Origin of the sequence: Pseudomonas sp. HLMP (genome assembly GCF_046365545.1) — a bacterium.
In the GTDB taxonomy this organism is placed as follows: domain Bacteria; phylum Pseudomonadota; class Gammaproteobacteria; order Pseudomonadales; family Pseudomonadaceae; genus Aquipseudomonas; species Aquipseudomonas guariconensis_B.
Genome location: NZ_JBDLLR010000013.1, coordinates 1 through 3,942, shown reverse-complemented (window position 1 = coordinate 3,942; position 3,942 = coordinate 1). Strand labels below are relative to the sequence as shown.

Annotated in this window: 5 protein-coding genes and 1 pseudogene; all 6 read right to left on the bottom strand. The window is 63.0% G+C overall.

Going from position 1 to position 3,942, the window contains the following annotated elements:
• Window positions 1-130, bottom strand: a 130-nt coding sequence (locus ABFA30_RS24045) for a hypothetical protein (protein WP_253081800.1), incomplete at its 3' end; no start/stop codon positions are given.
• A 347-nt stretch (window positions 131-477) separates the two neighbouring features.
• Window positions 478-1,230: a histidine utilization repressor gene (gene hutC, locus ABFA30_RS24040; RefSeq protein WP_253081799.1), complete on the bottom strand. Its 753-nt coding sequence runs from the start codon at window positions 1,228-1,230 to the stop codon at window positions 478-480.
• A gap of 139 nt (window positions 1,231-1,369) precedes the next feature.
• Window positions 1,370-2,002, bottom strand: a complete 633-nt coding sequence (locus tag ABFA30_RS24035; protein ID WP_225790945.1) for a response regulator — start codon at window positions 2,000-2,002, stop codon at window positions 1,370-1,372.
• A 34-nt stretch (window positions 2,003-2,036) separates the two neighbouring features.
• Complete coding sequence (locus tag ABFA30_RS24030) at window positions 2,037-3,383, bottom strand: cache domain-containing protein (RefSeq protein ID WP_368816805.1); 1,347 nt, start codon at window positions 3,381-3,383, stop codon at window positions 2,037-2,039.
• Window positions 3,384-3,490: 107 nt separating this feature from the next.
• Window positions 3,491-3,694, bottom strand: coding sequence for a YbdD/YjiX family protein (locus tag ABFA30_RS24025; protein WP_225790947.1), 204 nt, complete (start codon window positions 3,692-3,694; stop codon window positions 3,491-3,493).
• A 12-nt stretch (window positions 3,695-3,706) separates the two neighbouring features.
• Window positions 3,707-3,942, bottom strand: a pseudogene (locus tag ABFA30_RS24020) (carbon starvation protein A); the annotation flags it as partial.

Genomic DNA, 3,942 nt, shown 5'->3' with positions numbered 1-3,942 from the left:
TCTCGGCCACCTGCGGGTCGAGGTTGTTCATCAGCATGCGCAGCGGCGCTTCGGTCAGCCAGCTCTTGGCGGTCAGCTTGTTGCCACGCGGGGCGCGGATTTCGGTGTCGCGGAATCGGGAAGCTTTCATGGTGGTTTCCTTCTTGTGGGGGTGGTGTCCCGGGTGACGATTTCTCGCTCGCACCTGAGAGATCGTCGATGTCTGTCATCGCTTATACATACAACCATATATCAACCTGTATATACAAGATGGCGCGAACGCGCGCGCAACCTGCCGTCGGCGCTCTGGACAAGGGCTTCAGGGAGAGAAAATGAATTTATTTTTCAATGGGTTGAGTGTCGTGAAGGTGTCTATCGGCATCCGCCGTGGACGCCAGGAGGGCGACGAAAGGAGAGAAAAAGTTTTGCGAGCAGCAAAAAATGCAAAACGAGGGGCTATCGACCAAACAGGCCGATGGCCCAGCAGGGCTTGCAGCGCTACTGACCGAAGCGGCCCTCCAGGTGGTAGCGTGAGCCCGGATAGACCAGCCGCGCGCAGCCCACTTGCCCCTTGCCAGACCAGCTACGACGGCGGATGAGCAGGCATGGATCGGTACGCTTGATGCGCAGCAGCTTGCATTCGGCGGGGGTTGCGTGGATGGCTTCTACCCTGTGCTCGGCTTCGGTCAGCGGCGCCAGTTGCACCAGGTAGGCATAAGGGGTGATGCGGGTGAAGTCCTGCTTGAGGTAATCGGGAGCAATGTCGGCATTGACGAAGCGCTCCTCGATCTGCACCGGGGTTTCGTTCTCGTAATGCACCAGCACCGAGTGAAACAGGTTGCACACGCCGTCCAGGGTGAAGGGCAGCGAGGCGGGGGCCTGGTCCCCCAGCGCTTCCAGCAGGATCACTTCGCTGCGATGGGTGTGGCCACGCGAGGTGATTTCCTCGGCGATGTCGTGGATACGGAACAGCGCGGCATGCCCCTTGGCTTCCGCGACGAAGGTACCCACCCCTTGCAGGCGCACCAGCACGCCTTCGATGGTGAGTTCGCGCAGCGCCCGGTTGATGGTCATGCGGCTGACGCCCAACTGGTTGAACAGCTCGCTCTCGGAGGGCAGCTTGAAGTTCGGTCCCCAGACACCGGTGCGGATCTGCTGCAAGATGATGTCCTTGACCCTGGCGTAGAGCGGGGCAGGGCTTTCGAGGGCAAAGGCGGCCAAGGATGCGCGGTCGTCGGAGGCGTTGGGCACGGGATTTCCTGGAAATGGTTGGGCGGTTCGCGTCGCCCCCAGTTTAACCCCGCCTGTCAGGCGGCGCCTAGGCGAGTAGACCGTGCCGACGTGCCATCGAGCTCATATGCCCGATGGTCAGGCCGTTTCACCACGCCCCTCAAAGGGAAACCAACCCATGCTCGATCGCATACTTCACCAACGCCGCCGCCGTATCGATATTGAGCTTGCGCCGTATGCTCAAGCGGTAGGTTTCCACGGTGCGCACGCTGATCCCCAGCTCCCGCGCCATCTCCTTGTTGTTCGCACCTTTGGCGATCATCGACAGCACCTGCACTTCGCGCGGCGTCAGGTCATGCTCGTCGCGGTTGTTGCCGACCAGCTTGCGGGCGATTTCCGGGCTGTAGAAGCTGCCGCCCGCAGCGATGGCCTCGATCGCGGCGATCAGCTCCGTGGAGGGCGCGTTTTTCAGTACGTAGCCCAGGGCGCCGGCGCTGATCGAGGTGCGCACGTACTCCTGGTTGTCGTACATGCTCAGCATGAGGATCTTGATGCCCGGGTACAGGGCCCGCAGCCTGCGGGTCAGCTCCAGCCCGTTCATGTCCGGCAGGCCCACATCGACGAGCAGGATATCCAGCTCCAGGGCCGCCACCAGCTCAAGCGCTTGGGCGCCGGACTCGGCCTGGCCGACCACCTGGAAATGCGCGATCGCGCTGAGCAGCGATTTGACACCATCACGCACCAGGACGTGGTCGTCGACCAGGGCGATTCTGATTGGGGGAGTAACGCTCATGGCAGTCTCGGGGCACTGAAGGTGATGAAGCCGATCACGCGCTGCGGATCGGTATGTGGACCTGCAATTGTGTGCGGCCGCTCATGGATACGATGCTGAAGGTGCCGTGGTGGTGATCGACCCGTTCACGGATGTTTCTCAAGCCGATGCCGTGGCTTTCGTCCGCCGCGCCAGGGTCGAAGCCCACGCCGTTGTCCAGCACGCGCAGCGTGATCATGCCGTTGTGGGCGGCCAGCGCGATTATAGCGGTGCTCGCCTTGGCATGGCGTTCGATGTTCGCCAGGGCCTCCTGGATGATGCGAAACAGCGTGAGCGAGAGGTCGGCATCCACCTCGATGTCGTCCAGCGCGCATTCGTACTGGGTGCGGATCGCGGTGCGCTGCTCGAACTCGCGCAGGTGCTGGTCGATGGCCGGCGACAGGCCCAAGGTATCGAGCAGCGACGGGCGCAGGTCATGGGAGATACGGCGGATCTCGCCGATCGCGGCGCCCAGGCGGGTCGTGCCTTTGCGCAGGTTGGCCAGCCCCTCGGCCTGGCCGTTGGCCACTTCCAGGGCTGCCAGTTCGAACTGGAACTTGATCGACACCAGCAACTGGCTGATGCCGTCGTGCAACTCGCGGGAGACGCGGGAGCGCTCTTCTTCCTGGAGGTTGACGATGCGCTGGTTGAGCATCGACAGCTTTCGGTCGGCCAGGCGATGTTCGCTGACGTTGAGCATCAGGCCGCCGGTGAAGATCACCAGCACGGCCAGTAAGGAGAAGGAGGCGATCGCCAGCACCGTGGTCAGGACGCCGGAGGCGACTTCCTGGCGCGACTTGAGCGTTGCCACTTCCACGTCGTCGATATAGATGCCGGTGCCCAGCATCCATCCCCAGCGCTCCAGCATCACCACGTAGGACAGTTTGCCGGTGACCTGGCCACTGGAGGGCTTCTGCCAGTCGTACAACTGGTAGCCGTCGCCCTGGCTGGCGCTGCTTAGCAGCGCCTGGATCACCGGCAGGCCGTTCTTGTCGGTCATGCCGATGAGTTCCTTGCCGACCAGCTCCGCCTGCCTGGGGTGCATCAGGTTCTTGCCGTGACGATCGTAGACGAAGAAGTACCCATCCACGCCGAAACTCGCCCGGGCCAGCATCTGCAAGGCACGCTGGCGGGTCTTGTCGTCGTCCGCACCACTGTCGTACAGCGGCGCGATCAGGCTCATCGCCAGTTCGAGGTAGTTCTTCAGCTCCGCCTTCTTGGCGGCCATGATGCTGCTCTGCACCAGGCGGGCCTGGTCCTCCTCGAGCTTGCGGCTCTGGGCGAACACCAGGACGCAGATGAACAGCACCGACACCAGAAGCGGCAGGACACTGAGGGTGACGATCTTGTGCTTGAGTTGCATGGTCGGTCCCGGGGCGAGGAGGCGGGGGTAGCAGGTTTTGCCTGATGTCATGCCCCAAAAGCAAGAGCGCCACGACAGGCGTGGCGCTCTTTGTACAGGTGGGGTGTTCAGCAGCAACGGACGGGGCGGCCATTGCCGCCGCCGTAGCGTGCGGCCTGGCGTTCCCTGAAGAACGCCTCGTAGCTCATCACCGGCTTGCCCGGGTGCTTGGCCTGCATGTGCTCGACATAGTTGTCGTAGTCGGGCATGCCGACCAGCATGCGGGCTGCCTGCCCCAGGTATTTGCCCATCTTGCTCAGGTCATTGAACATCGATGCGTACCCTCAGGCCTCGGGGAGGGGCTGGAACGGCGACTCCTTGTCGGTACGTTCGGGCTTGGCCCAGGCACGGCGCCCGACCTGCAGGGCGAAGTACAGGATGCTCAGCACCACGAACAGGAACAGCACGGTCAGGCCCGCGTTGGTGTAGGCATTGAACACCACGTGCTGCATCTGCGCCAGGTCCTTGGCCGGCGCCAGTACCTGGCCGGCGTCCAGCGCGGTGCTGTACTTGTTGGCCA